The organism is Citreicoccus inhibens (assembly GCF_019039035.1).
GTDB lineage: Bacteria > Myxococcota > Myxococcia > Myxococcales > Myxococcaceae > Citreicoccus > Citreicoccus inhibens.
This window is the reverse complement of sequence record NZ_JAHNZT010000006.1, coordinates 1-26,314: the sequence shown is the minus strand read 5'-3', so window position 1 is coordinate 26,314 and position 26,314 is coordinate 1. Positions and strand designations below refer to the sequence as shown.

General features: G+C 69.8%; 25 protein-coding genes. 15 read left to right on the top strand and 10 right to left on the bottom strand.

What is annotated here, in order from left to right:
• Window positions 1-40 precede the first annotated feature (40 nt).
• The 3 genes from KRR26_RS10105 to KRR26_RS10095 all read left to right on the top strand — a co-directional run bounded on the left by KRR26_RS10105 (window position 41) and on the right by KRR26_RS10095 (window position 3,176).
• A complete protein-coding gene (locus KRR26_RS10105) occupies window positions 41-946 on the top strand; it encodes a LysR substrate-binding domain-containing protein (protein WP_120202730.1) in 906 nt (301 codons plus the stop codon).
• A 210-nt stretch (window positions 947-1,156) separates the two neighbouring features.
• A complete protein-coding gene (locus KRR26_RS10100; protein WP_217079717.1) occupies window positions 1,157-2,404 on the top strand; it encodes a M20/M25/M40 family metallo-hydrolase in 1,248 nt (415 codons plus the stop codon).
• An 88-nt stretch (window positions 2,405-2,492) separates the two neighbouring features.
• Entirely contained in the window at window positions 2,493-3,176 is a 684-nt protein-coding gene (locus tag KRR26_RS10095) for a hypothetical protein (protein ID WP_120202726.1), read from the top strand.
• A gap of 13 nt (window positions 3,177-3,189) precedes the next feature.
• Here KRR26_RS10095 and KRR26_RS10090 read toward each other — a convergent pair whose 3' ends face one another.
• Entirely contained in the window at window positions 3,190-4,815 is a 1,626-nt protein-coding gene (locus KRR26_RS10090) for a hypothetical protein (RefSeq protein WP_217079716.1), read from the bottom strand.
• Window positions 4,816-5,085: 270 nt separating this feature from the next.
• Here KRR26_RS10090 and KRR26_RS10085 point away from each other — a divergent pair, with 270 nt between their 5' ends.
• Entirely contained in the window at window positions 5,086-6,411 is a 1,326-nt protein-coding gene (locus tag KRR26_RS10085) for a 1-acyl-sn-glycerol-3-phosphate acyltransferase (RefSeq protein ID WP_217079715.1), read from the top strand.
• Here the strand turns inward: KRR26_RS10085 and KRR26_RS10080 are convergent.
• From KRR26_RS10080 to KRR26_RS10050, 7 genes are read right to left on the bottom strand one after another with little or no spacing between them, the layout of a single operon-like run.
• Window positions 6,401-7,657 (bottom strand): spinster family MFS transporter, encoded by a 1,257-nt coding sequence (locus KRR26_RS10080; RefSeq protein WP_217079814.1) that lies wholly within the window; start codon window positions 7,655-7,657, stop codon window positions 6,401-6,403. The two genes, KRR26_RS10085 and KRR26_RS10080, sit on opposite strands and share 11 nt — an antisense overlap.
• A 44-nt stretch (window positions 7,658-7,701) precedes the next feature.
• A complete protein-coding gene (locus KRR26_RS10075) occupies window positions 7,702-8,643 on the bottom strand; it encodes a Ppx/GppA phosphatase family protein (protein ID WP_217079714.1) in 942 nt (313 codons plus the stop codon).
• A 14-nt stretch (window positions 8,644-8,657) separates the two neighbouring features.
• On the bottom strand, window positions 8,658-9,836 hold the full coding sequence (locus KRR26_RS10070; RefSeq protein WP_217079713.1) for an aminotransferase class V-fold PLP-dependent enzyme: 1,179 nt from the start codon (window positions 9,834-9,836) through the stop codon (window positions 8,658-8,660).
• 51 nt (window positions 9,837-9,887) lie between these two features.
• Window positions 9,888-11,177, bottom strand: a complete 1,290-nt coding sequence (locus KRR26_RS10065; protein ID WP_120202716.1) for a DPP IV N-terminal domain-containing protein — start codon at window positions 11,175-11,177, stop codon at window positions 9,888-9,890.
• The gene (locus KRR26_RS10060; protein WP_217079712.1) at window positions 11,174-11,950 is read right to left on the bottom strand and encodes a cell envelope integrity protein TolA; all 777 of its coding nucleotides are present in this window, start codon (window positions 11,948-11,950) and stop codon (window positions 11,174-11,176) included. Before KRR26_RS10060 ends, KRR26_RS10065 begins: the two co-directional genes overlap by 4 nt.
• Window positions 11,951-11,953: 3 nt before the next feature.
• Window positions 11,954-12,421 carry a protein TolR gene (gene tolR, locus KRR26_RS10055; protein WP_120202712.1) on the bottom strand — a complete coding sequence of 156 codons (468 nt, stop codon included), beginning with the start codon at window positions 12,419-12,421 and terminating at the stop codon, window positions 11,954-11,956.
• 13 nt (window positions 12,422-12,434) lie between these two features.
• Window positions 12,435-13,145 carry a MotA/TolQ/ExbB proton channel family protein gene (locus tag KRR26_RS10050; RefSeq protein ID WP_120202710.1) on the bottom strand — a complete coding sequence of 237 codons (711 nt, stop codon included), beginning with the start codon at window positions 13,143-13,145 and terminating at the stop codon, window positions 12,435-12,437.
• Window positions 13,146-13,309: 164 nt separating this feature from the next.
• On the opposite strand from KRR26_RS10050, the gene KRR26_RS10045 reads away from it, so the two are divergent.
• Together KRR26_RS10045 and murI are read left to right on the top strand one after the other, a co-directional pair.
• On the top strand, window positions 13,310-14,335 hold the full coding sequence (locus KRR26_RS10045; protein WP_120202708.1) for a hypothetical protein: 1,026 nt from the start codon (window positions 13,310-13,312) through the stop codon (window positions 14,333-14,335).
• A 112-nt stretch (window positions 14,336-14,447) separates the two neighbouring features.
• Window positions 14,448-15,263 (top strand): glutamate racemase, encoded by an 816-nt coding sequence (gene murI / locus KRR26_RS10040; RefSeq protein WP_217079711.1) that lies wholly within the window; start codon window positions 14,448-14,450, stop codon window positions 15,261-15,263.
• A gap of 16 nt (window positions 15,264-15,279) precedes the next feature.
• Here the strand turns inward: murI and carF are convergent, their stop codons facing one another.
• Window positions 15,280-16,134: a plasmanylethanolamine desaturase gene (gene carF, locus KRR26_RS10035; RefSeq protein WP_120202704.1), complete on the bottom strand. Its 855-nt coding sequence runs from the start codon at window positions 16,132-16,134 to the stop codon at window positions 15,280-15,282.
• Window positions 16,135-16,379: 245 nt separating this feature from the next.
• On the opposite strand from carF, the gene KRR26_RS10030 reads away from it, so the two are divergent.
• Together KRR26_RS10030 and KRR26_RS10025 are read left to right on the top strand one after the other, a co-directional pair.
• Window positions 16,380-16,961: a hypothetical protein gene (locus KRR26_RS10030; RefSeq protein WP_120202701.1), complete on the top strand. Its 582-nt coding sequence runs from the start codon at window positions 16,380-16,382 to the stop codon at window positions 16,959-16,961.
• A 108-nt stretch (window positions 16,962-17,069) separates the two neighbouring features.
• Window positions 17,070-17,510 carry a PAS domain-containing protein gene (locus tag KRR26_RS10025; RefSeq protein WP_120202699.1) on the top strand — a complete coding sequence of 147 codons (441 nt, stop codon included), beginning with the start codon at window positions 17,070-17,072 and terminating at the stop codon, window positions 17,508-17,510.
• 30 nt (window positions 17,511-17,540) lie between these two features.
• Here KRR26_RS10025 and KRR26_RS10020 read toward each other — a convergent pair whose 3' ends face one another.
• Complete coding sequence (locus tag KRR26_RS10020) at window positions 17,541-18,269, bottom strand: SDR family oxidoreductase (protein ID WP_120202697.1); 729 nt, start codon at window positions 18,267-18,269, stop codon at window positions 17,541-17,543.
• A gap of 141 nt (window positions 18,270-18,410) precedes the next feature.
• On the opposite strand from KRR26_RS10020, the gene KRR26_RS10015 reads away from it, so the two are divergent.
• From KRR26_RS10015 to KRR26_RS09985, 7 genes are all read left to right on the top strand, one after another.
• Complete coding sequence (locus KRR26_RS10015; protein WP_217079710.1) at window positions 18,411-19,418, top strand: LysR family transcriptional regulator; 1,008 nt, start codon at window positions 18,411-18,413, stop codon at window positions 19,416-19,418.
• 72 nt (window positions 19,419-19,490) lie between these two features.
• Complete coding sequence (gene ftsE / locus KRR26_RS10010) at window positions 19,491-20,183, top strand: cell division ATP-binding protein FtsE (RefSeq protein WP_120202693.1); 693 nt, start codon at window positions 19,491-19,493, stop codon at window positions 20,181-20,183.
• Window positions 20,180-21,082 (top strand): cell division protein FtsX, encoded by a 903-nt coding sequence (locus KRR26_RS10005; RefSeq protein ID WP_120202691.1) that lies wholly within the window; start codon window positions 20,180-20,182, stop codon window positions 21,080-21,082. The genes ftsE and KRR26_RS10005 overlap by 4 nt, the downstream gene beginning before the upstream one ends.
• Window positions 21,079-22,197 (top strand): murein hydrolase activator EnvC family protein, encoded by a 1,119-nt coding sequence (locus KRR26_RS10000; protein WP_120202689.1) that lies wholly within the window; start codon window positions 21,079-21,081, stop codon window positions 22,195-22,197. Before KRR26_RS10005 ends, KRR26_RS10000 begins: the two co-directional genes overlap by 4 nt.
• A gap of 69 nt (window positions 22,198-22,266) precedes the next feature.
• On the top strand, window positions 22,267-23,127 hold the full coding sequence (locus KRR26_RS09995) for an alpha/beta fold hydrolase (RefSeq protein ID WP_120202687.1): 861 nt from the start codon (window positions 22,267-22,269) through the stop codon (window positions 23,125-23,127).
• Between the two features lie 87 nt (window positions 23,128-23,214).
• Complete coding sequence (locus tag KRR26_RS09990) at window positions 23,215-24,576, top strand: S41 family peptidase (RefSeq protein WP_328707104.1); 1,362 nt, start codon at window positions 23,215-23,217, stop codon at window positions 24,574-24,576.
• Between the two features lie 68 nt (window positions 24,577-24,644).
• Window positions 24,645-26,314: PEGA domain-containing protein (locus tag KRR26_RS09985; protein WP_217079709.1), on the top strand; the 1,670-nt coding region annotated here is incomplete at its 3' end.

The window sequence follows — 26,314 nt, the reverse complement described above, 5'->3', positions numbered from 1 at the left end:
TTCCCAGAGGGAGCCTTCGAGAATTCCGAAGGCTGGACCCATGCGCTTCGACCTGACCGACCTGCGATTGTTCCTCCACATCATCGACCAGGGCAGCATCACCCGAGGCGCCGAGCGCTCTCACCTCGCGCTGGCGTCCGCGAGCGCGCGCATCCGCGCGATGGAGGACGAGCTGCGCGTGCCGCTCCTCGAGCGGGAGCGGCGAGGGATTCGGCCCACGGAGGCGGGGCGGGCCTTGGCGCACCATGCGCGTGCCGTGTTGCAGCAGGTGGAGCACTTGCGCGGGGACCTGGCCACCTTCGCGAGTGGACTGAAGGGACAGGTGCGCCTGCTGACCAACACCGCGGCCCTCACCGAGTTCCTTCCGGCGCGGCTCGGCGCTTTTCTCTCCACGCATCCGCACGTGGACGTGGACCTGGAGGAGCGTTCCAGCGCGGAGATTGTCCTGGCCGTGGCGGAGGGGCGCGCGGAGGTGGGCCTCGTCGCCGACTCGGTGGACCTGGGGCGGCTCCAGACCTTTCCCCTGCAAGTGGACCGCCTGGTCCTGGTGACCGCGCGGGGGCATGCGCTGGCGACGCGGCGAAGCGCGCGCTTCGAGGCCATCCTGGACGAGCCCTTGATTGGCTTGGAGGAGGGCAGCGCGCTCCAGGAGCACCTTGGGGTGCACGCGGCCCGCATGGGGCGGAGGCTCCGGTATCGGGTGCGCCTGCGGAGCTTCGACGCGGTCTGCCGGATGGTCGCGCACGGCGTGGGCGTGGGCGTGGTTCCTGAGTCCGCTGCCACCCGGTGCCAGCGTTCACTCCCTTTGCGCAAGGTGGCCTTGGAGGAGCCCTGGGCCGTGCGCCAGTTGTCGCTGTGCGTTCGCGCGTATGACGCCCTGTCCACGAACGCGCGCCTGCTGGTCGACTCGCTGCGCGGCGCAGCTGTCTCCGAGCGAGTTCGCTGAGGTGAATCGCACCCGTGTCGCTGGACGACGATGCTTGAGGTGGCTGTCGGGTCCCGCCATCCTCCATGTCTGGGATTGACGCGGCTCCGCGAAGCAGTGTCCAGAACCGAGCACTCCGAGCATGCCCCGCAGGGCAATCCCGCTGCGCGCCGGCTCCATTGGTCTCATAAAGCAGCATTTCGCGATAATCGCGAAATAGCTGGAGGAGCGATGACGACGCTGAAGCTGGGAGTGTTGACCCTGTCGCTGCTGCTCGCCACCCCGGTGCTCGCGGGAGCGGCGGAGCCGGATGTCTGGATAACGATTGGCTCGGATGCGCTGGTGCCGGCGCGGGCCTCGTTCCAGGGGCAGGGCTTGGAGTTGCCTTCGGTCGTGCGTGAGAAGGATGGCGTGGCGGTGCTGCGCGTCCCCGCGTCGCAGGTGGAGAAGCTGGCCGAGGTCATGCACTCCAAGCTGAATCGCTGCGCGGGCTTCATCGCGCATGACTCCGAGGCGCAGGCCCTGGCCGCGGTGGAGGCGGGGGCCACGCCGCGTGTCGCGCCCGCGCTGGTGAGCTACACGTTGGACAACGCGGCGACGGTGAACGCGCTGCTCCCCCAGGTCGCGGAGAGCAGCCTGCGCAGCACCATCACCTCACTGTCCACGTCATGGACCTCGCGCCGCTACAACCAGCAGGGCGGCCTGGATGCGGCCAACTGGCTGAAGAGCCGCTGGACGACGCTGGCGGCGGGGCGCGCGGATATCTCCGTGGCGTTCTTCACGCACCCGGCCTCCACGTCGCCGCAGCCCTCGGTCATCCTCACCATCCAGGGGACTTCGCTTCCCAGCGAGGTGGTGGTGCTGGGCGCGCACCTGGACTCCATCAACGTCAGCGGCTCCAACCTGAGCGCCCCCGGCGCGGATGACGATGCCTCCGGCGTGGCCACGCTCACCGAGGTCATTCGCGTGGCCGTGGCGAAGGGCTACCGTCCGGCGCGCACGGTCCAGTTCATCGCCTATGCGGCCGAGGAGATTGGTCTGAAGGGCTCGGCCGCCATCGCCGCTCAATACAAGAGCAGCGGGAAGAACGTGGTGGGCGTGCTCCAACTGGACATGACCAACTATCGCGGCTCCAGCTACGACATCGTCCTGGTGTCCGACTACACCACGGCCGCGCAGAACACGTTCCTCACCAACCTCATCAAGCAATACATGCCGGGCGTGACGAGCACGTCCACGCGGTGCGGGTATGCCTGCTCGGACCACGCCTCCTGGTACAACCAGGGCTACGCCAGCTCCATCCCCTTCGAGGCGCTGATGGGCCAGGACAATCCCTACATCCACAGCGTCAATGACACGCTGACGCAGACCGCGGGCTCGGCGCAGAACTCGGTCAAGTTCGCCCAACTCGCCGCGGCCTACGTGGCGGAGTTGGCCAAGGGCACCGCGTCCACGGCCCTGGACACCGCGCGCCCCTGACGTGACGGGCTGGCCCGCGTGGCCATTCCCTTGACGCGCGGGGGCTCGCCCACCGAGCCTCCGCGCTGCACCATCGCGAGGGGATGTCATGCGTCACGGTGTCGTGAAGGGAATGCTTGTCCTGCTCGCGCTGCTGGTCTGCGCGGGGTGTCAGCGCTTCTTCGTGCGGACGGACGCGCTCCAGGCCGTGAAGCGGATCGCCATTGTTCAGCACGCGGTTGATCCGAACGGCCTGCGCGGCGCCACCCATCTGCTGGAGGCCAAGACCCGGACGGCCGAGGCGAACGTGAAGACCTTCGCCCGGATGTGGACGGAGGGGCGCTACGAGGTCGTGCCGCTCGACGTGGTGACGGCGCACCCAGTCTATGTGTCGGTGAGCACGCCGGAGGTGGCGGGGTACTACACCGCGCCGGGGATGCGCTTCGTGACGGGACGGCAGGCGGTCGAGTCCACCACGCTCGCGCCGGAGATGGCTCGGACATTGGCCACGGCGCTGGACGTGGACGCGGTCGCGGTCATCTACGAGCGCTGGAGCTTGTCGACCGAGGTCGTGGGCATCCGGTCTCGGGCGTTCTCCACGCTCGTCGTCACCGTGTATGGCCGAGACGGCGCGCCCGTCTGGACGGACGAGGCGTTCGGCGAATCCGAGGCGACCCTGGCGACGCCCGGCGGCGTGGTCGCGACCGAGCTGCCCGCCCTGGTCCTCGCGTTCAATCAGAGCTGCGCGGCGGCCTTGGACGTGATGCAGCGTCGGTTGGCCGCCGCGCGCTAGGGCCGGGCGCGCGCTATTCCGCGTAATAGAAGGCGTTGCCCCACTTGAAGGCAGTCGTCCCGGCGGGAGCGGTCATGATGTAGCAGTTGGCGCCATCATAGTACCCCTCGCTGCACGTGCGCCCCGGTCCCGCGGACACGTAATAGCTGTTGTTCCAGATGAAGGGCGTGCCCGACGGCGGGAAGCGCTTGATGTAGCAGTTGGCGCCGTCGTACCAGGGCGTGAGGTAGGTGCCGTTGTGATAGCGGACCTGCGCGCCGCACGGCCGGTCGGGATCCGTCACGCGCGCCAGCCGCATCTCCGTGTTCGCGCCACCCCAGACCATGGAGTGGATGAGCAGTCCGATGTTGCCGGTGTTGTCGTAGCTGAACGAGTTGGCGTTGTGGTCGTCCTCGTCATCGATGTGGATGTAGCCCGGCTGACGCCAGTAGGACGAGGCGTGGTCCGACGCGGCGAACACGCCGTACTCGAAGCCCAGCCAGGGGAAGCCATGCATCCCGCTGCGCGTCGTGGCCATGAACAGACAGAAGTTGAGGGACGTGTTGCGGTTGGACACGTTGGGCCAGATGTTGCCCGTGAAGGTGTTGCGGTTGTTCGAGTCCTCGTTGTCCATGTTGCGGGTGAAGGGAATCCCGCCCGGCGGGCAGCGGGACCCCAGGCGCAGCACGGAGTAGGTGGCCATGGCGAGGTCGCGATTCCACACGTCGACGAGGTTCGTGAAGCGCGTGCCATCCACCCGGCAGAAGCCCAGCCGCGTGCCCGCGTTGTTCTGCCGCGTCGCGCCCACCCAGCCCCAGGTGTAGTTGTCATTCCGGCTGTCTTCGTCGTCCGTGTAGAACTCGATGTACTCGCAGCCCGGCGGGCAGGCCCACGGGCGGCGGGGAATCACCCCCACGTCATAGGGGCCCAGCGCGGTGGCCAGACGCCTGGCTTCTTGCGGCGCGGGCGTGAAGGCGCAGTTCATCTTGGAGATGGCCGAGTCCTCGGGGTAGCAATCCTTCGCGTCGCAGTAGCGGCCGTCCTTGCAATAGGTCGCCTCCTGGATGGGAGACGCCACGCACTGCTCCAGCGTCGCGCCTCGGCACATGGCGCGCGAGATGTCGGCCTCGGGCTTGAAGCATTGGCCGGACTCGCTCGCTGCGTTCTCGCAGTAGCCCCCGTTCACGCACTCGCCCAGGCCGAACCGCGTCTCTGCCAGCTTGCACTCGCACAGCGCTTGCGAGGCCGCGGCGTCACGGGGCTGACAACCGCAGCCATCGCAGTAGGCCGCGTCCTCACAACGGCCCACGCCGCAGCCGCCCGCGGGCAGCTCGCACGTGGGGCTCATCTTCTCTCCCGCGCACATCACCCGGGAGATGGGCGAGTTGGAGGGATGGCAGCGCGACGTCTCTCCGCAGGCGCTGCCGTCGCAGTACTCGCCTTCCACGCACTTGCCCACGCCACACGTCGGGTCGAGCAGGCCGCAACTGCAAGCCAGCAACGACTGGGGCGCGTCCTCCGCGTAGCACTGCGTCCCATCACAGAAGCGCTTCTCGACACAGCCTTCGGGGATGGGTTCGTCGGCCTGTGCCCAGGCGGGCGAACTTCCCAGCACCGCGAGCGCGAGCAGGGGTGTCAGCAAAGACAGTCCAGGTTTCATGACGGGGCTCCGAGGGTGGGTGAGCCGCGACGGCCCGACCCTCGCCTCGGGCCGCCGAGCGGGGCGCCAGGACGGACGGCCCCGCTCGCGGCTTTGCTAGAGCACGCGCCATGCCAGGAAAGACGAGATATCCAAGACAGGTGCGATGGGCTGGGCGTGACGTGGCCTGCCACAGGGGGCGGGACGGCGTGGCGCCGAGCGCTACATCCAGACGTGACAGTGTCCGCTGGGGCCCGGTGGACCCCGGAGGGTCCGGTATAGAGTCCGGCCGTGTTCTACGCGTTCGTGCGAGCCGTGGTGTCGCTGGCCCTTCGCCTCTTCTACCGGGTGCGGGTGAATGCCCCCGTCGAGGAAGGAGAGGGGCCGGTGCTCTTCGTGGGCAACCACCCCAACGGGCTCATCGACCCGGCGCTGGTGTTCATCCTCACGCGCCGCCGCGTGACGTTCCTGGCCAAGGCGCCGCTGTTCAAGCTGCCTGTGATTGGCGCGCTGCTGCGCGGCCTGGATGCGCTGCCGGTGTACCGCAAGCAGGATGACCCCGCGCAGATGGGGCGGAACGAGGGGACGTTGGAGGCGGCCCGGGGGGCGCTGGTGGCGGGGCGGGCCCTCACCATCTTCCCCGAGGGAAAGAGCCACTCGGAGCCCATGCTGGCGGAGCTGAAGACGGGCGCGGCGCGCATCGCCTTGGGCGCGGCGCGTGAAGGCGCTCGGGTGCGCATCGTCCCGGTGGGCCTCACCTACGCGCGCAAGAACGTGTTCCGCAGCGAGGTGCTCATCGACGTGGGGCCCGCCATCGACGTGCTGCCGTACCTGCCCGCGGACGCCGCGGGAGAGCCGGACGCGGTGCGCGCGCTGACCGAGCGCGTGGCGGAGGGGCTGCGCGCCGTCACGCTGAACCTGGAGGAGTGGGCGGACCTGCCGTTGATTCAGCTCGCGGAGCAGCTCTTCGCGCTGAAGCGCGGCGGCCCGCTCGATTCGGAGCGTCTGCGCCTGTGGGCGCGCGGCATCCAGGTGTTCCGAGGCGAGGCCCCCGATCGCTTCGAGCGGATCCGCGATGACCTGTCGTCATTCAGTCACCGGCTGGAGCTCGTGCGCGCGGCGGGGCCCGCGGACCTGTCTCTGGAGTACCGCGAGGACACGGTGGTGCCCTTCGTGGTGAAGAACCTGCTGGCGCTGGTGTGTGGCCTGCCATTGTTCGTGCTCGGCATGGCGCTCTTCGGGTTGCCGTATCAGGTTCCGCGGCTGGCCAGCCGCAAGACGGAGCTGGATGTGCAGGCCACGGTGAAGTTCCTCACGTCGTTGGTGCTCGCGCTCATGTGGTGGGTGGGGCTGACGGTGGGGGCCACGCTGTGGCGAGGCTGGCCGTGGGGCGTGGTGGCCTTCGTCGGCGTGCCGCCGCTGGCGCTCCTCACGCTCTACTTCGCGGAGCGCTGGAAGGCGCTGCGCCGCGACCTGAGCGTGTTCTTCATCCTGGGCAACCGCCAGCGGCTGCGCGCGCTGCTGCTCACGGAGGGCGAGCGGCTGACCACCGAGGTGGAGCGGCTGGCGGAGGAGTACCGGCCGAGGCTGGATGCCCCGGCCACCGTCACGCGGTGACGCGCCCGCGAGGCGCGGCGTCGCGGAGCAGCCTGGCCCCCAGCAGCAGCGCCAGTCCGCCCAGCAGCACGGGGAGGGCGTTGACCTCGATGGCCGTCTTCAAGCTGGCCGCGTCGGCGATTCGGCCGATGAGCACGGGCGAGATGGCATCCCCGAGCAGGTGGATGCAGAGCACGTTGAGTCCCATGGCGAAGGCGCGGAACGCGGGCGGCACGCAGTTGACGATGGCCGCGTTGATGGGGCCGCTGTTGAAGAAGACGAGGAACTGCGCCACGCCGATGGCGATGAACGTGAACGTCGAGTCTCGCAGATTCACCGCCAGATACATGCACGGCGCGGCCAGCAGCAGGCCCAGGCCAGACAGCCACAGGCCCCCGCCTTCGCGCCGACGGTCCAGTTTGTCGCCGAGCCACCCGCCCGTCAGCGTGCCCGTGAGGCCCGCCACGGCCGTGATGGCGCCGAACACGATGCCGGTGGTGTTGCCGGGCATGCCCCGCTCGCGCTCCAGGTAGGTGGGCATCCAGAAGCCCAGGCCGCCAATGGAGAACGTCATGAGCGTGTAGCCCGTGGTGGTCGCCCAGAAGGCCGCGTTGCGCCCCAGCCCCTTGAGGCCCTCCAGGAAGGGCAGCTTCACGGGCGCGTCGGGGCCGTCCATGGCGCCGCGCTGGGGCTCGGGCATGAAGAACGCGAGGGTGCCGAGGATGAGGCCGGGCACGCCTCCCGCGTAGAAGGCCCAGTGCCAGGAGTAGCTGTTCGTCATCCACGCGCCCAGCCCGTAGCCCATGGCCGCGCCCACCGGGATGGCGATGTAGAAGAACGACAGCATCCGCGTGCGCAGGTCGCGCGGATAGAGGTCCGAGATGATGGAGGGCGCCACGGCGCCGTAGCCGGCCTCGCCAATGCCAATCACGCCGCGCGCGATGAGCAGCGTGATGAACGACGTGGCGGCTCCGCTGGCGCCGGTGGCGAGGCTCCACAACAGCACGCCGCCCGCGACCAGCAGCTTGCGCGGCATGCGGTCCCCCAGGAATCCGCCCAGGGGCGAGGCCAGCATGAACACGATGATGAACACCGTGCCCAGCCAGCCTGACTGTGTGTCGTTGATGCCGAACTCGTGCTGAATGGCCGGCAACGCGACCGCAATGATGTAGCGGTCGAGGTAGTTGATGAGGTTGATGAGGGTGAGGATGAACAGCGCGTAGCGCGCCCCCGAGGCGGCCGAGGGGGGCGGGGGCGTCACGGGCATGAGGGGCGCTCCGACTCCAGCGGACTCCGACAGGGGCGTGGCGTTCATGAGTGAGCCGCTCCCGCGCCGAAGCGATGGGCGAGCAGACCCCAGCGGAGACCCCGGTCGCTCACGCGGCACCCGTCGAGGCCCAGCGCCTTCACGGCCTCCAGGAGGATGAGCGCTCCGGCGGGGATGACGTCCGCGCGCTTGGGCTGGAGCCCGGGCAGCTTGCGGCGCTCCTCCAGCGAGAGCTGACAGAGGCGGTCGGCCAGCGCCTTCAATTCGCCCAGGGACAGCGTGCCGCCGTGCACGCGCGCGGCGTCATACGGGTCGATGGCGTGCTGGATGGCGTAGAGCGTGGTGACGGTGCCCGCCACGCCCACCAGCACCGAGCCTGGGGGCGCGGGCGGATGCGGATGCGCGGCGAAGGTCTCCCGGAGCGAGGTCTCGATGCGCGCGCGGTCCTCGGCGGTCATCGGATCCGCGTGCACGAAGCGCTCGGTGAGCCGCACCGCGCCCACGTCGTAGCTGTGCCGGAACTCCACGGTGCCCGCGCGGTTGCCGAAGATGAACTCAGTGGAGCCTCCGCCGATGTCCACCACCAACAGCGGGCCGGCCGCATCGGTCGCGAAGTCCGAGTACACCGCGGCGAACGAGAGCTGCGCCTCCAATGCGCCGGAGATGATCTCCACGGTGACGCCCGCGCGCTGGCGGGCGGCCTCCAGGAACTCGGCGCCATTCTGCGCGTCGCGCGCCGCGCTGGTGGCGGACACCGCGATGCCCTCGGCGCCCAGGGCTCGGGCCTCGTCCGCGAAGCGCGTCAGCACCTCGAGCGTGGCCTCCATGCCCTCGGGCGACAGGCGGCGGCTCTGGTCCACCCCCCGACCGAGCCGGGTGATTTCCGCCCGCTCCAACACGGGCTCGAAGCGCCCGTCCGGTGCGCGCTCGGCGACGAGCAGCAGCACCGAATTGGTTCCCACATCGATGGTGGCGAAACGAGACATTTGCGGCAGCCTACTCAACGCAGGAGCGCTTCCAAAGCCTCAGCGAGCCGCTGGTAGTCCGCCATCGTGTTGTAGAGCTGGGCCGACACGCGAATGTGGCGTTGGGGCGCGCGCGGCCATGGAACGACCGGGACCTCGATGCGGTACCGCTCGAAGAGCTGGACGTGCAGTGGATCCAACCCGAGCGGGTTCAGGGCCTCTGTGCCCGGGGGCAGCGCCACGGTGGCCATGCTGCCCACCAGTTCGTCGGGGCAGTGCGGCGCGACGCCCAGGCGCTCGCACAGCATCGCGCGCGCGGCCAGGGCCTTGGCGTGATTGGAAGCCATCACCGCGGGCCAACCTCCGGGGAGCATGCCGCCCATGACGCGCACCGCCTCGGGGACGCAGAGGAATGCGGAGGGGTCGTGCGTGCCGGTCCAGTCGAAGTCCAGCCGGAACTGCGAGCGGTCGGTGCGCGTCGCGTTGAGGCCGTGGCTGATGGCCAGGGGCTTGATTCCCGGCTGCAAGTCCCGACGCACATGGAGGAAGGCGGCGCCCTTGGGCGCGCACAGCCACTTGTGGCAGTTGCCCGTGTAGTACCCGGCGCCGAGCGAGCGGAGCGAGAGGGGCAGCATGCCCGGCGCGTGCGCGCCATCCACCAGGGTCTCCACGCCGCGCTCGCGCAGCGCGCGCACCAGCTCCGGCACCGGCATGATGAGCGCCGTCTGACTGCTGACGTGGTCGATGAGCAAGAGCCGCGTGCGCGGCGTCACGCGCGCGAGCACCGCGTCCACCAGCTCCTGCTTGGAGGCCACGGGCCACGGCAGCGTCGCCACCACCACGCGGGCGCCCCACCGGCTGGCGGCGAAGTCCAGCGCGTTGCGGGACGCGTTGTATTCGTGGTCGGTGGTGAGCAGCTCGTCCCCGGGCTCGAAGCGCAGCGAGCGCAGCACCGTGTTCACGCCCGTGGTGGCGTTGGTCACGAAGCCGAGGTCATCCCCATCCGCGTCCAGGAAGGCGCCGAGCGCGTGACGAGCGGCGTCGAGCAGCGGCTCGATTTCGCGGTGCAGGAACCGGACGGGCTCGGACTCCATCCGGGCGCGCAAGTCCGCCTGGTGGCGCAGCACCTCGGTGGGACAGGCTCCGAACGAGCCATGGTTGAGGAACGTAACTTCGGGATCGAGCCCCCAGTGGGAGCGAAAGGTCGCGCTCATGGCCCATGGACTGGACCCGAGCGCGACCCCACTGTCAACGTTGGCCCGGACTCACGGCGACGCGGGGGCCGCGCCCCAGTCAGGCGTCAGCCAGCTCCCCTTGTCCATGGGCAGGGGAAGCTGGTTGCTGCCATCCGACGTCATGACCCACAGGGTGGGCGTGCCGTTGCGGTTCGAGCTGAAGAGGATGAGGCGCCCGTTGGGTGAGAACGTCGGCTCCTCGTTGTTGCCCTGGTCCTGCGTGAGGCGCGTGATTTTGCCGGAGTCCACGTTCACGGTGAACAGGTCGAACGCGTTGCGCTCGTCGCGCGCGGTGAACGCGATGAGGTCTCCGCGCGGCGACCAGTCCGGCGTCTGGTTGTAGTTGCCCTGGAAGGTGAGCCGCCGCACGCCGGAGCCATCCGCGCCCATGACGTAGACCTGCGGGCTGCCGCCCCGGTTCGACACGAACGCGATGCGCTTGCCGTCCGGTGACCACGAGGGGCTGGTGTTGAGGCCGTACGGCGTGTCGGTGATGGCCTTGGCGCCGCTGCCGTCCGCGTTGGCCACGTAGATTTGCGCGCTCTCGCCCTCGGCCAGCGCGTACGCGAGCCGCTTGCCGTCCGGCGAGTACGCCGCGCCCGTGGCCATCTGGCCCTCGGTCACCAGGGGCTTCGCCTCGCCGCCCGGCGTCTGGACCCAGATGTCGGGCCGGTTCTTGCGGTACGACGTGTACGCCACCTGTCCGCTGGGCCCCAGCGTGGGGAGGATGTTGGTGCCGCCCTGCGTGAGCGCTTGGGCGTTGTTGCCATCCCAGTCCGCCACGAACACGTCGCGGTTGGAGCCGGCCTTGCGCACGTAGGTGATGCGCGTGAGGAACGGGCTGGGCTCGCGGGTGAAGTGCCGGTAGAGCGCGTCCGCCAGCGTGTGCGCCAGCTTGCGCGGCTGATCCGCCGGCGCGTCCTTGGCCACCTTGAGGTCCTCGCGACCCGTGGCCACGTTGAACAGGCGCAGCTCGGCGCGCAGCGAGCCGCCGTCCTGCGCGAGCGAGACCTTGACGAGCGACTCGGCGCCCACGTCCGCCCAGCGGCTGAAGTTGATGCTGCCGGCGGTCATGCCCTCCTTGGCGTCCGCGGTGAAGCTCGCGCGGTCCAACACCTGGAAGATGCCCGAGGCGGACAGGTCATAGCTGAGCGCCGCGTCGAAGGGCGCGGCCAGCTTCTTGGCGCCGGGGTCCTGCGCCACGGGCGCGGGCGCGGCCAGGGGCAGCGGCCGGAAGTTGGCGCCGGAGATTTCGATGACGGGCGCCTGGGCGAGCGCCGCGAGCGGGAACAGCAGGAGCGAGAGCAGGAGGGCTTTCATGGGCTGAACACCAGGACGACGCCGCTCTTCTGGAGCGAGTCGCGAAGCGCATCGGGAGGAGGAGAGTAGGGGGATGCCTTGCGCACGGCCGCGAGCACGGCCGAGTCGAACAGGTCGTTGCCGCTGGACTTCGCCAGGCTCACGTCCAGCACCTCACCGGAGCGGCCCAGCCGCACCGCCACCTGCGCCTTGAGGTACAGGCGCTCGGCGTCGGGGATAGTGTCCGCCACGTTGTAGTGGCGGCGCACCTGGGACTTCAGCAGGCCGTAGTAGCGCTCGCCCTCGGCGGTGGCCGAGTCGCCATCGGGGTCACCGTCCTCGGCGCCTTCCAGGTCCTCGGCGGGCTGGGACTTGGCCGTCTTGTCGAACGCGCCGAACAGCCGCTTGCGGCGGTCCTCCGCGCTCTTGTCGCCCTTCTGCGGCGTGGGCTGGGCGGCGGGCTCGGGCTTCACGCCGGGCACCGGCACGGCCACCTTGGCGGGCTCGGGCTGCGGCGCTTGCGGCGTGGCCACGGGCTTCGCCTCCACTTCCTTGGGCGGAGGCGGTAGCTGCTCCTTGCGCGGCAGGAGCTTGGGGTCGCGCGGCTTGCCCAGGCGCACAAGCGACGCCTTGATGGGCTCGGGGTTCAGGTCCACGGGCGGCCGCGAGGCGAGGCGCGCGTAGAGCACCGCCGCGAGCAGCACGCCCACGTGCCCCACCACGGAGAAGACGAGGAAGCGCGACAGCCGCGAGGGTCGCGTCAGCAGCAGGCTGTGACTCACCGCGGGGTGCATGGCCTAGCGCTTCGCCTCCTTGGGCTTGGCCGCCGGAGCCTTGGACGCCCGACCCCCGCCGGACGGGTCCGTGATCATCCCCACGTTGTGGATGCCCGCGTGCTGCGCGGCGGCCATGACCTCCACCACGACGCCGTAGGGCACATCCCGGTCCGCGTGGAGATAGACCTCCTTGTCCGCCTGGGCCTTGGCGTTGGCGGCGAGCTTCGCCTCCAACTCGTCCAGGGAGACCTCCGCGTCGCCGATGTAGACCTTGCGCGCGGCGTCGATGGAGAGCACCAGCTTCTTGTCGCTGGCCTCGACGGGGGTGGCCTTCGTCTCCGGCAGGTTCACCTTCACGCCCTGCTGGATGAGGGGCGCGGTGACCATGAAGATGATGAGCAGCACCAGCATCACGTCCACCATGGGCGTGACGTTGATCTCGCTCATGGTGGTGCGGCCACCGCCTCGGTTGCCTCCGCCCATTCCCATGGCCGTGCGCTCCCTACCGGAAGAAGTGCCGCTTGATGATGTTGAGGAAGTCCGCGGAGAAGTTGGACATCTCCGTGTCGAACACCTTGATGCGGCTGACGAACGAGTTGTAGGCGACCACCGCGGGGATGGCCGCGAAGAGCCCCGCCGCCGTGGCGAACAGCGCGTTGCCCACCGGCGCGGCCACCGTGGCCAGCGTGGCGTTGCCCTTCTCGGCGATCTCGTTGAACGCGCTGAGGATGCCGATGACCGTGCCGAACAGGCCCACGAACGGGGACGCCGCGCCCACCGTGCCGAGGAACGACACGCGCGCCTCCAACTCGGTGATTTGCGCGGTGGCGGCGCGGTTGAGCGCGCGCTCCACGTTCTCGATGCCGCCCAGCTTCGCGCTCATGGCGTCCTCGGAGGCGCCTTCCTTGGTCTGCGCCAGCTTGCTCAGCTCCTCGTAGCCAGCGCAGAACACCTTGGAGAGCGGCGAGCCCTCTAGCTTCTGGGCCGACTGGTAGATGGCCTCCAGCCGGGAGGCCTTCCAGAACATGTCGAGGAAGGTGAGGGACTGTGCTCGCGCGCGCGACAGCTGCGAGGCCTTCATGGCGATGAGGGCCCAGGACGCGACGGACACGCCCATCAGGAGGAGAAGCACCGCCAGCTCGATGAAGGACGCATCGCGGATGATCTCCACGTAGTTCATGGCGGCGAGCGCCAGGGGCAAGTGGGGTATCATTGGACTTCAGCGCCTAACATTCACGGTCCGGACGGTCAAACAAACGCGGCGCGCCTGCCCGCCTGGGCGGTGAGGTCCGGCGCTCGTGAATAATTCCCAGCCGAGGGCGTCCTCAGGCGCATACCGCGGGCCGACGACCTCAACCCCGACGTACGGATGCCCCCATGAACTCCCGACTGCTTGTTGCCCTCCTCTGTCTCGTCGCTGTCTCCTCCGGCTGCGTCATCCACGACAACGGCTGCGACACCTGCGAGGTCCAGGGCTCCCCGGGCGATGTGCGCTTCATGTGGACCTTCGGAGGCAAGCGCTGCTCCGACGACCCCAGCGTCAAGGGCGTGAACATCTCCATCCCGGGTGAAAACCTGGCCAATGGGGGGCGCTACCCGTGCAACGCCAACGGCTTCGACGGAATCATCCTCCATGACTTCGTGCCGGGGACGTACTCGTTCGACATCGAGGCGGTGAACTACAACAACGAGCGCATCTACGTGGGCAGTGGCCGCTTCACCGTCAACGGGAACGTGAGCGTGAACATCGACCTCACGCCGCTCGGCCAGCCGACCTCGTATGCGTACGTGAACTGGCTCTTCCCCACCCAGGCGGGCAGCTCCTATCCCACGTGCGGCCAGGCGGGCATCGCGTACGTGGATGCCCGAGTGGATGACAGCAACTGGAAGCGCTTCAACTGCAGCGAAGGCAGCGGCGGCAACAGCGTGCAGTCCCCCTACCTGGATCCGGGGCAGCACTACCTGGAGGTCGTCGCCCTCGATTCGCAGATCCGCCCGGTCTACTACTACGGCGGTGGGTTCGTTTCGCAGAACGGCACGCCGGTCTCCGTCACCGCCGAGACGTGGGAGATTGGTGGGGCCTCGGTGCGGTGGGACCTCTATGACGGCAACACGCGGCTGTATTGCTCGCAGGCCGGGGTCTCGCAGGTGAGCATCAACTTCCAGGACAAGTTCACCGGCAAGTGGGTGTACGGCCTCACCGGCGAGTTCTACGGCTGCGATCAGGCGCCGGTGGTGTTCGAGTTCCTCCGCCCGGGCAGCTACTACGTGTCCATCATCGCCACCGGGTCCAACGGCCGCGTGTACCGCTCGCCCTCGAACCTGCCCCCCATCGACGTGATTGCCCACCAGTTCCCGGGTCCGAACGGTGCGTTGACGGTGCCGGTGGCGCGCACCAACTAAGCGCAAGGCAGGCTGGGGAGTGAGCCGCGGGTCGGGACCTTGGGGGCCCCGGCCCGCTGTGTCTTTCGTGCCGCACCTGGCGCTGGCATCAAACGTGATAGGCAGTCCGCGCATGCGGCATGACAGCCACGGACCCATTGGAGTCTTCGACTCCGGCATCGGCGGGCTCACCGTCCTCAAGACGCTGATGGCCCATCTCCCCCATGAGAGCACCCTGTACCTGGGGGACACCGCGCGGGTGCCCTATGGCACCAAGTCCAGCGAGGTGGTGACCAAGTACTCGCTGAAGAACGCCCAGTTCCTCCAGGCCCGAGGCATCAAGCTGCTGGTGGTTGCGTGCAACACGGCGTCCGCCGCGGCCCTGCCGGCCCTGGCCGCCACGCTTCCCATCCCCGTGGTGGGCGTCATCGAGCCCGGCGCTCGCGCGGCGCTGGCGCGCACCTCGGGCGGCGGGGTGGGGGTGATTGGCACGCCCGGCACCATCCGCTCGGGGGCCTATCAGCGGGCCCTGGAGGCGGGGGGCCGCGCGGTGCGCGTGAAGGCGCGCGCCTGTCCGCTCTTCGTGCCGTTGGTGGAGGAGGGCTGGACCACGGGGGACGTACCCATGCTCGTGGCGCGCGAGTACCTGTCCGAGTTCGCCCGCGACGGGGTGGACACCCTGGTGCTGGGCTGTACCCACTACCCGCTGCTCAAGGGCGTCATCGCCGAGGTCGTGGGGCCGCAGGTGTCGCTGGTGGACTCGGCGGAGGCCACCGCGCAGGCGGTGGTGGAGCTGCTCGCGGCGAAGGACCTGATGGCCCCCGCGGGCGGCCCGCCGCCCTCGCACCACTTCTTCGTCACGGACGTGCCGGAAGTCTTCGCGGACGTGGGCGCGCGCTTCCTCGGGCGCCCCATTCCCTCGGCGGAGCTGGTGGACCTGTCGTTCTGACGGGCCCGGGCCGCTCTCAGGTCGAGGGGCGCGTGGGGACCGGGGGGGCTTCCTCGGTCGTCGCCTTCAGGAGTTCGCGGGCCGCCTGCACCACGGGGGCGTCGGTGGTGACATTGGCCTCCACGATGGCCTGGGCGGCCTCGGCGCCAATGTCGTCCTGGCGGGGCAGCAGGCCGGTGACCCGGGTGATGATCCGCTCCAGCGTGGGGAAGAAGTGCACCATCTGGAGCGGCCGGTTCAGCCAGCCCACGGTGATGCAGTAGTACTTGTTGAAGGGCGCCGTGTGGTGGATGCGGTGGTGCGCGGGCGGCAGGATGAGGTGCACGCGCTGCATGAAGCCGATGATCGCGGGCGGCGCGTCCGTGTGTGACCACTTGTGGAACTGGTTGGTCGCCATGACCCAGAAGATCATCGCGCCCAGGAAGCTGGCCATGAACACCCAGCCCGGGCTCGTCATGGGCAGGGCCACGGCGATGGCCGCCACCGGCAGGGACACCAGGCAGTTGTTGCCGTTGGTCTCGACGAAGTCGTGGCGGGTGATGGCCTTCTCGTCGACGTGGTGCTCGCGGAACGGGCGGATGAACGCCTTGCCGAGCACCGGCATGTCGGTGGAGCCCCACGTGTCGCCCATCCAGTGGACGAAGCCGGAGACGAAGTCCGCGGCCATGTAGCCCAGGAGCACCGCGCTCAGGAGCATCCATGGGCCATGGTGCGGCGACCCGGAGAGCCGGTACGCGAGGAACGCCTCCAGTCCGATGAACCCGACGATGGCGCTGATCTCCATCGCGCGGATGGCCGGCGAGTATCCCTCCGCCAGCGCCTGGGCGTCCTGCAGGCGCACCTTGTTGGTGAGCGCTTTGTCCTTCGTCATCCGTGGCTCCCTGGGTGCCTTCCGCGTGGGTAACGGGTCCCGGCTGGTTGTACGTACCCCAGCCGCTTTTAGCTTTTCAATGCGCGTGCCGCTGGCCCGGTTGCTGGACGACAGGGCGGCCTGCGTGGTGCCGCCGCGGCGCGCGGACGGAAGGGAGGGGCGGGCAGGCACGCGACGCGCGCGAAATGCGCGTGATGCTTACCTTGTGCCGTCACACCCCCGCTGCTACGGTGCCCCCCTCGGCAATGGCGAAAACCTTCGAGAAAGCCGTCACCGGCTTCAACCACAACATCAAGCACAAGGGGAAGGTCTACCACGTCCAGACCGAGGACTCGGGTGTCAACAACCCGCACATCATCACCCACCTGTTCGTGGGTGGAAACATCCTCGCGTCGAAGAAGACCTCCTACGCCGACATCCTCAATGCGGAGAATCTGGCGGAGGTCGTTCGTGAGTTGATGGAGGAGCAGCACAAGGAGATGCTGCGCAACCTCATCAACGGGGTCTACGACAGCTACGAGTCCACGGCGCGGCACTACCAGCCGGGGCAACTCGCCAGCGAGGCGGATCAAGCGCAGGCCCGGCTCCCGTCTGCTCCCGTTCCTCCCCCCAAGCCCCAACCGCCCCCGCCCCCGCAGGTCCAGCCGGTGGCTCCCGCGGCGCCCGTGTTCCTGCTGCCTCCCGAGGTGGCCGCGGCGCGAGCCCTCAAGGAGAAGCCGAAGATCAACGAGGTGGGCGTGGAGACGCTCTTCGGCGAGGACCTCATCTCCGAGAAGAGCCTCGACGAGGTCATCCTCAGCTACCTCGCTGGCGAGGGCGAGCAGTAGTCCCCGCCGCGCGCGGTCCTGGCCTCGCGCGGCGGATGTCCGGTTCTGGTCGATGCGCCGTGGGCCGGCTTTGACCGAGCACCCACGGCCTCCTGGATAATCGCGGGCATGTCGCGCACGACGACAACTCCCGGCGCCGCCTTCGAGGCTGGCGCACGCGGAGGGCACCGGGTGGTCGACGCCGAGTCGCTGACGGAGGAGGTCCTCCGAGGCATGTCGGAGTCGGACTTCGATCGACTGCCCTTCGGGGCCATCAAACTGGATGCGCAGGGCCGCGTGGTGGCCTTCAACGCGGCCGAGGCGGCCCAGTCCCGCCGCTCGCCGCAGCGCACCTTGGGCCGTCGCTTCTTCGAGGAGGTGGCGCCCTGCACGGACGTCGCCGCCTTTCGAGGCCGGCTGGACGCGCTCGCGGCGCAGGGCGGCGAGGTGACGGAGAGCTTCGACTTCCGCTTCGAGTTCGAGTGGGGCCGGCGCGACGTGCGCATCCGGTTGATGGTGCTGCGCGACGGCGCTCGCTGGGTGTTCATCACCGCGGTGGGACGCGGCTGAAGTCTCTGCCTCCTCGCGAGGGCGTGAGCCTCAGACGATGCCGCCGTTGGCGCCCACCATCTGCCCGTTCACCCAGCCCGCCTCGCGAGAGGCGAGGAAGCCGACGACGTTCGCGATGTCCTCGGGTCTGGCCAGACGGCCCAGGGGAATCTCGCGAGCCAGCGCCTCATGGTGCGCGGGGGCGATCATGTCCGTCTCGGTGGCGCCTGGAGAGACCGCGTTCACGGTGATGTGGCGCGGCCCCAGTTCCTTGGCGAGCACCATCACGAACTGCTCCACCGCCGCCTTGCTGGCCTGGTAGAGGCTGAAGCCGGGCTGAGCCAGGCGCGTGAGGTTCGTGGACACGCCGATGATGCGTCCGCCCTCGCGCAGGCGGCGGGACGCCTCCAGGAACACGTGGAAGGTGCCGCGCGTGTTGACCGCGAAGCCCGTCTCGAAGTCCTCCGCGGTCATCTCCACGAAGGGGCGCACGAAGAGGGTGCCCGCGTTGGCCACCGCGATGGTCGCGGGGCCGAGCCGCGCCTCCGCGTCATCGAAGAACCTCCGCACGTCCTCGTGTCTCGTGACGTCCACGGGCAACGCCACGGCCTGTCCTCCTCGGGCGCGGAGCTCGGTCGCGAGCGCCTCGGCCGGAGCCCGGTTCGCGTGGTAGCCCACGGCCACGGCCGCACCGTCGTGGGCCAGTCGCTCCGCGATGGCGCGGCCGATGCCCCGCGAAGCTCCCGTCACCAGCGCCACCTGTCCCGTCAGTCGTTCCATCGCGTGCTGTCTCCTGGCAATGCCGCGTCCTTTGGGAGCGGTCCGGTTGATGGAGAAGGAATGCGCGAGGCACGGCGGGTTGATAACTGGTGCCGTGTTGGAAGGACTCTTCAGCCTTCCTGAAAGCCGGGCGGAAACGCGATGGACCGCATGACGAGCATGGCGGTGTTCACCAAGGTGGTCGCGAGCGGGAGCCTGTCTCAAGCGGCGCGCGAGCTGGGCTTGTCTCCCGCGGGCGTCAGCCACCACCTCACCACGCTGGAGGACTGGCTGGGGGCGCGGCTGCTCCATCGCACCACGCGGAAGCTGAGCCTCACGGAAGTGGGGGCGGGCTTCCATGCTCGGTGTCTGCGCATCCTCGAGGACGTGGAAGATGCGCGCGGCGCGGCGGGCGCGCAGCAGGCGGTGCCTCGCGGACGCTTGAAGGTGAACGCGCCCATCTCCTTCGGCACGCGCCACTTGTCTCAGGCGATCTCGGACTACCTGCTGGCGTATCCGGAGGTGGGCGTGGACATCACGCTCAATGACCGGAAGGTGGACCTGGTGGAGGAGGGCATCGACGTCGCCGTCCGCATCGGGGCGCTGCCTGACTCGAGCCTCGTGGCGCGGCGACTCGCGCCCAGCCGCTCCATTCTGTGCGCGGCGCCCGACTATGTGGCGCGCGCGGGTGCGCCGCGGACTCCCGCCGACCTCGTTCATCACGAGTGTCTGGAGTACGCGTACCGAGCCACCCCGGGTGAGTGGCGGTTTCGCGGCGCGGACGGGCAGGAGTCCGTGGTTCGAGTGAGCGGCCGGCTGACCGCCAGCAACGGCGAGCTGCTGCGCGTGGCCTTGCTGAAGGGGCTCGGCGTGTCGCTGACGCCCAGCTTCCTCATCGGTGAGGACGTGGCCGCGGGACGACTGGTGCGACTGTTGCCCGAGTACGCGCCCCCGGAGGTGGGCATCCACGCGGTGTACCCACGCGGGCGCCACCTCTCCGCCAAGGTGCGCAGCTTCATCGACTTCCTCGTGGACCGGTTCGCCGGAGAGCCGGCCTGGGATGTGCGGCGGACGGCTCCGATGGCCCGGCCCGCGCGGGCGCAAGCGGGCTCACCTGGGCGGGCCGTGAAGGCTCGGGGCGCACCTCGGGCCTCCACCCGCAGGAAGTGAGGAGGCCCTCGCACGACGTGCATGCGGCGGCGCAGCCGAGACGTGGTAGGTTCAGCGACCCACGCCCCGGCCATGATTCAGTTCTTCCACGTGTACAAGGCGTATCCCGGCGATCCGCCGGTGCTCCAGGACATCAACCTGAACGTGGAGAAGGGCGAGTTCGTCTTCCTCACGGGCCCATCCGGCGCGGGCAAGACGACGCTGCTCAAGCTCATCTTCTGCGGTGAGAAGGCCACCAAGGGGCAAATCCTGGTGGGCGGGCGCAACATCGCGCGCATCCGCGAGTCCGCCGTGCCGTACCTGCGGCGCAACATCGGCGTGGTGTTCCAGGACTTCAAGCTGCTGCCGCACCGCTCGGTGGCGGACAACGTGGGCTTCACGTTGGACGTGCTGGGCGTGCCGCGCGCCGAGGGCCGCGAGAAGGTGCGCCGCATGCTCAAGTTGGTGGGCCTGGAGCACAAGGCGGACGCGCTGCCCTTGCGACTCTCCGGTGGAGAGCAGCAGCGCGTGGTGATTGCCCGCGCGCTGGTGAACGATCCGACCATCCTGCTCGCGGACGAGCCCACCGGAAACCTGGACCCGGCGCTCACCGTCGAAATCATGGACCTGCTCACCCAGGTCAACATCCGAGGCACCACGGTGGTGGTGGCCACCCACGACGCCACGCTGCTGGCGCGCTATCAGAAGCGCACCGTGCGCCTGGAGCGCGGGCAGATCGTCTCCGACGAGGACGGCGTCAAGGCAGCACGCCGGATGGCGGTATGAGCGCGCTGGCGAAGACAGCGTACTTCTGGCGCTCGGCGGCGGGAGGTCTGCGGCACTCGCCGTTCGTCCACTTCATCGCGGTGTCCACCATCGCCATCGCGCTGTTCGCGGCGGGGCTGGCGCGCGGGGCTTCGCGCGTGGTGGACAACCTCCTGTCCTCGCTCGGCGGCGAGGTGGAGGTGACGGTGTACCTGGCGCCGGAGCTGGGCGAGGACGAGGTGCACGGCGTGCACGAGCGCGTCCAGCAGCTCCACGTGGGAGACGTGACGGTGGTGCCGCCCGAGGCCGCGCTGGTCCGGCTTCGCCGCGAGTTGGGGGACCTGGGCGAGGCCCTGGCGGAGCTGCCCGAGAACCCGCTGCCCGCGACGCTGGAGGTGCGCGTGCCTGCGGAGCGCCGTTCGCCCGAGGCGCTGCGCACGCTCGCCAAGGAGCTGCGCGCTCAGCCTGGTGTCACGGCCGTGGACTACGGCGAGGCCGCGGTGGAGCGCTTGTCCGCCATCGCGCGGGCGCTGCGCTTCGGTGCGCTGGTGGCCTTCCTCGTCGTGCTGGGGACGACCATCATCATCGTCGCGGCGACGCTTCAGCTCGCCATCTACTCGCGGCGCGAGGAGATCGAAATCCAGAAGCTGGTGGGCGCCACGGACCGCTTCGTCAAGGCGCCCTTCCTGTTGGAGGGGTTGCTCCAGGGCTTACTCGGCGCGGGGTTGGCGCTGTTGGGATTGTGGACCTTCGGTCGTGTGCTGGGCCCCACGCTGGGCTCGCTCTTCGCGTTCCTGCTGGGCCCGGGTGTCTCCACCGCGTGGGTGGAGCCGCGCACCGCGCTGGAGTTGGTGGCGGCGGGCTGTGGGCTCGGGCTGGGGGGCAGCTTCGTCGCGGTGGGGCGCTTCCTGCGCGTATGAGCCGCCTGCTGGTCCTCATGTTGCTGCTGGGCGCGTTCTCGGCTCAGGCTCAGAAGGACGAGGAGTCGGAGCGCGCGGCCGTGCGCGAGAAGCTGGCCGCGCAGCGCGCCACGCTCGCGCTCATCGAGGCGAAGAAGCTCTCCGTGCTCGAAGGCATGGAGCTGATGGAGGACATGGCGTCGTTCTCGCGCCGGCGCGTCCGCGCGTTGGAGGGGGACCTCTCTGTCTTCCGCCGCCGCGTCGCCCTGGCCGAGCGTGAGGAGGCGGTGCTGCGCGAGGCCCTGCGCGCGCAGCTTCGCCGCCTGTCGCCGCGGCTGCGCACGCTCTACCGCCTCATGCGCCGCCGCCCGCTGGAGGTGCTGCTGTCCGCGGAGGACTTCTCCGCCCTCATGTGGCGCGCGCGCGCGCTGGAGGCCAGCATGTCCGGCGACCTGGAACTCCTGCGCACGGTGCAGCACGTGGCCACGCTCCAGCGTCAGGCCACGCTCGAACTCAAGCGGCTGCACGCCTCGCTCGCGGGGCGCGTGGCCTTCCTCCAGGAGCAATCGAAGCAGGCCCAGGCGCAGCAGGAGGCGTTGGAGGAAGTCGTCGGGCAGCTCGCGGGCGAGGCAGAGCTGGCCAGGCGCGCGGTGCGCGAATTGGAGGGCGCGGACGCGGACCTCACGCGCATGCTCAAGGACCTGCACGAAGCCCCGGCCACCAGCGGCTTTGGTGCGCTCAAGGGCAAGCTGCCGCGTCCGGCCACGGGCGTCATCGAGGTGGGCTTCGGCAAGGTGGTGAACCCGCGCTTCAACACCGTCACGGTGCAGAAGGGCGTGGACCTGCGCGCGCCCTCGGGCTCACCCGTGCGCGCTGTCGCCGAGGGCACCGTCGTCTTCGCGGGCTGGCTGCGCGGCTACGGCAACCTGCTCATCCTCGACCATGGCGATGACTTCCACACCCTGATGGCGCACCTCTCCACCGTCATCCCCACGGTGGGCGCCCACGTGTCCGCGGGCGAGAGCGTGGGCGAGGTGGGCGACACCGGCTCCCTCAAGGGCGCCTACCTGTACTTCGAGGTGCGCAAGGCGGGGCAGGCGGTGGACCCGGCGCTCTGGCTGGCTCCCGTCCCCTGACGCGCTGCGCCGAATCCAGGGCATCATTACCTTGCGGCGGACAGTCCCTTGGCAAGGAGCGGTGGGCGCATGGACCTGATGGACGGGATGCAGAAGGCGATGCGGCGCATGCTGATGGTGCGCGGTGTCCAGTCCTCGACAGTGCGCGTGGGCGGGCAGGTGGTGCACCACTACCAGCTCGAGGGGCAGGGCAAGGGGCCACCGGTGCTGCTGGTGCACGGACTGGGCGGCTCGGCCAATGGCTTTGGCCGGACGTTCTTCGGGCTGGCGCGGCGCTTCTCGCGCGTGCTCGCACCGGACCTGCCAGGTCACGGCTTCTCCAGCGAGTACCGCGGCGGACCGGTGAGCGTGCGCAACCAGTTCGACGTGCTGCGCGCGTACTGCGAGCAGGTCGTGCGCGAGCCTGCCTTGGTCGTGGGCAACTCGCTGGGAGGCGCCCTGGCCGTCACCCTGGCGGCCGAGTGTCCCCAGTGGGTGAAGGCCCTCGCGTTGGTGGCGCCCGCGGGGGCGGAGCTGCCGGAGCCGGTGCTCGGCGCGCTCCTGGGGGCTTTCTCGGTGCGCACCACCGAGGACGCGCGCGCGCTGACGAAGCGGCTCTTCCACAAGGCGCCGCTGCCGGCGCTCTGGCTGGCCTCGGAGCTGCGCAAGTTCTACACGACGAACACCGTGAAGGCGCTCACGCAGGAGGCGCTGGAGACGCGCGCCAGCCTGGAGCCCGAGGCCGTGCGCAACCTGGCCATGCCCGTGCTCTTCCTCTGGGGCGGCAGTGAGCGCTTGCTGCCGCCCGAGATTCTCGCGTGGTACCGCACGCACCTGCCGGTGCACGCGGAGGTGCACGTGGTGGAGGGCTTTGGCCACGTGCCGCAGATGGAGCGCCCGGACGAGCTGGTGTCCTACCTCACGCGCTTCGCGGATCGCACGGGGCTGTGAGCGCCGGGAATCGCGCGCGCGACCGGGTGTAGACTGCCCGCGCGCCGCGAGTGCGCACACCCCCGAGCCGGGAAAGGATGCACCGCCGTGACAGGGCTTCTGCAACCGTGGCGTGGGATGCTGGCGGCCCTCGTGCTCCTGGGAGTGCCCGCGTCGGCGCTCGCAGAGGGCGCGCCCGCGCGCGTGGTCGAGAAGGACGACTCCGCCTATCGCCAGTTGGAGCTGTTCGCGCGGGTGCTCTCCTACGTGGAGAACAACTACGTGGAGCAGCCGGACCGCGCGCGGCTCATCCACGGCGCCATCCAAGGCATGTTGGAGACGTTGGATCCGCACACGCTCTACATGCCGCCGGAAGTCTTCCGGGAGATGAAGATCGACACGTCGGGGGAGTTCGGCGGGCTGGGCATCGAGATCGCCCGCAAGGCCGAGCACATCGTCGTCGTGGCCCCCATCGACGATACGCCCGCGGCGCGCGCGGGCATCAAGGCTGGAGACGAGCTGCTGGGCATCGACGGCGAGAGCACGCAGGGCATGGACGTGGGGCGCGCGATGCAGAAGATGCGCGGCCCGGCGGGCGGGCGTGTGTTGCTCACGGTGATGCGCGCGGGCTTCAACGCGCCTCAAGAGATCGCCATCATCCGCGACCACATCCGCATCGTGTCGGTGGAGGGCGCGCTCTACGACGGTATCGCCCACATCAAGGTGAAGAACTTCCAGGACCGCACGGACCTGTACCTGCGCAAGGAGCTGGAGCGGCTGCGCGGGCTCAACGGCGGCAAGGAGCTGCAGGGGCTGGTGCTGGACCTGCGCAACAACCCGGGCGGCCTGTTGGATCAGGCCGTGGCCATGAGCGACCGCTTCCTGCCCGGCAACCTGCCCATCGTCACCACGCGCGGGCGCGACGGGCGCAACGCCACCGAGGAGCGCAGCCGAGACCGAGACACGGAGAAGGACTATCCGCTGGTGGTGCTCGTCAACGCGGGCAGCGCGTCCGCCTCGGAGATTGTCGCGGGCGCGCTCCAGGACCACGGGCGGGCTGTCATCATGGGCACGCAGACCTTCGGCAAGGGCAGCGTGCAGACCGTCATCGAGCTGGAGGACGGCTCGGGATTGAAGCTGACCATCGCGCGCTACTACACGCCCAAGGGCCGCAGCATCCAGGAGAAGGGCATCACCCCTGACTTCCTCGTGCCGGAGGACCCCAACGGCAAGGCGGGCCGGGAGTCCGTGCGAGAGAAGGACCTGCGGCGTCACTTCAAAGCCGAGCCCGCGGTGGCCTCGGAAGCCAGCGCGGCGCCGCAGACGCTGCCCGCGAACCTGCGGGACTGGGATGTCACGGCGAAGCTCTCGGACTGGCAGTTGCGGGTGGCCCTCAACTACCTCCACGGCGTGGCTGCGGGCCCGCAAAGGCCGGTGAATCGGCCTCCGGGAGGCTCGGCGGGTCGTTAAACCCCTTTCCCCTCTGGCATTCTGGCACCCAGTGCGTGTAATTCGCGACGAACGAGGGTGACAGAGTGATGCGACGTCCTTTCAATCGCGCGCTGCACGCGGCGCTGAGCGGCTGGCTGGTGGGACTGTTGGCCGTGGGTCCCGCGGCGGCACAGCAGCAGCACATGACCTTGCGGCTCGTGCCCCAGGCGCTTCCGGCGGCCACGGGGCCCCGGGTGACGGTGGTGGCCGTGCCGTTGGACCCGTCGGCTCGCGAGGACGCGCTCCGGCTGTCCTACTGGGCCGAGCAGGCCCTGGCCCGCTCCGGGCGGCTGGAGCCGGTCCGGATGGCGGACGCGCTGGACGCCGACGGCGCCCAGGTCCGCGAGGCCAAGGCCGAGGAGGGGGCCACCGCCATCAAGGAGGGCCTCCACGCCTATGACGAGCTGGACACGCAGAAGGCGCTCCAGCAGTTCGACAAGGCGGTGCGCGCCTACGAGCAGAGCGACCTGTCCCGGCACTTCACCGAGCTGAGCCACGCGCGGGTGATGAAGGCCGCGTCGCAGGTGGCCAATGGAGAGAACAAGGCGGCCGAGCTGGAGATGCGCGCCGTGCTGGCGGTGGATCCGCGCGCGCAGTTCTCGCCCAACTTCTTCCCGCCCGAAGAAGTGTCGATGGTGGAGAAGGAGCGCAAGGCGCTGCTCACCGCGAACCCGAGCTCGTTCCAGATTCGCTCGCAGCCGGTGCCCGCCGAGGTCTACGTGGACGGCGTCTTCCGCGGGGTGACGCCTGTCACGGTGACGGGCCTGCCGCTCGCGGACCACTACGTCACGCTGCTGGCGCCCGGCCATGCGCTGATCCAGGGCCGCGCGCGCGAGGGCGAGGTCTCCTTCACGCTCCAGCGCTTGCCCGCGCAGACGCGCGTGGAGGCCCTCACCCAGCGCGTGGTGAAGACCCCGAACGGGCCGGATCGCGACCTCGCGCTGGCTGAGCTGGCCGCGCTCGTGGGCGCGCCCCAGGTCGTGGCGCTGCTGGTTCGCGGCGGGCCGGGTACGGCGCCGCTCGATGTCACGGGGGTGCGCCTGGATGCCGCGGATGGCCACAACCTCGCTTACGCCCAGGGGCCGGTGCCGCGCGGGGACGCGATGGCCACGGGCTCGCAGGGGCTGCTGACGGACCTGGTGGCCACCGATGCGGCGCGCGTGAACGGCAAGCCGCTCAAGCACTTCTCAGGTGGCGCGAGCTCGGGCCGCCGCACCGCGGGCTATGTGCTGCTGGCCACGGGCGCGGCGCTGCTGGCCGGGGGCATCTACTTCGGGCTGGAGGCCTCCTCGAAGCAGGACGTCTTCAAGCGGACGCCGCAGGTGAGCCCGCGCGCCCAGGACCTCAAGGACACGGGCAAGACGTACGCCCTGGTGGCGGACGTGGGTCTCCTGGCGGGCCTCGTGTCGGCTGGCATCGGCGGCTACCTGTCCTTCACGAGTGGCAGCGAGGGCGGGTCCTCGTCGAAGGGCTCGCGCTCGTCGCCGCCCCCCGCGCGTCCGGCCGCGACGCCTGCGTCCTCTCGCTCGCTGGCGCTGCCGCCCCCGCCCAAGGGGACGCAGACGCGCGAGCCGACGCCCACCCCCGCGGTGACGACGGCTCCCGCGAAGCAGCCCGCTGCCGAGCCGGTCGCGCCGGCGCGCCCCGCCGCCGAGTCCGTGGCGCCCGCCGCCGCGCCCGACTTCGAGCCGGTGGCGCCCGCCGAGACGCCCGCGGC